1 protein-coding gene is annotated in these 665 nt (G+C 60.0%); it reads right to left on the bottom strand.

Annotated features, from left to right (window positions below; translation table 11 throughout):
* On the bottom strand, positions 1–640 hold a 640-nt coding region (locus X744_RS0139235), incomplete at its 3' end, for a phospholipase D-like domain-containing protein (RefSeq protein WP_245266889.1).
* Between the last annotated feature and the right edge of the window lie 25 nt (positions 641–665).

A 665-nucleotide genomic window follows, 5' to 3' on the forward strand; every position in this document is an offset into this window, starting at 1 on the left:
CATAAGGCTTCAGCCACTTGTCGTCGATGGCAATCCCGTCAGCATCGGACGGCCCCTTGCCGATCGTCCTGCGCCAAGCCCGGAACTTATAGTGGTCGAAGACGTCGAGCATGTGCACGGCATAGGCCGCGGCAAAGGTCTTGTCGCCTTCCACGATGACCAAATTCTCGTCGTTTTCGTAGGACGCCTTGTAACCGAGGTTGTGGCTGCCGGTAATGACGGTGGCGTTGTCCTCCATCGGATCGATGACAACGATCTTGTCGTGCACGATCGCGTGGCCCACGGTGAGCACTTCGGCCTGGAAATCCGTGGCAATCGTGGCGCCGGTCAGGTTCGCCGCCCTTACGATGGAGACATTCGGGGCCTCCCAGACCTTCTCCGGATAGACAAAGGGCGACTTGCCGTCCTTGTTCGACTTGTGGGTGACCGGATCCTTGGTCGGAGCGACATAGTTGGGCATGGCCGTCTCGTCGCTGATCGCGCCCTGCACGATGAGGTTCGGATCCGCTTTCGCCGCCGCAACCGCCTGGTCTACGATCGAATTTTCGCCGAGCAGCGAAGGGTTGAACACCAGGAACAGCACGGCCCGCTTCGCCGCTTTGATGCGGGCAAAGACGTCCTGGAGGTCAACCGGACGCACCGAAATGTCCTTTTTGTTGCGGGTC

Origin of the sequence: Mesorhizobium sp. LNHC252B00 (genome assembly GCF_000502955.1) — a bacterium.
Lineage (GTDB): Bacteria > Pseudomonadota > Alphaproteobacteria > Rhizobiales > Rhizobiaceae > Mesorhizobium.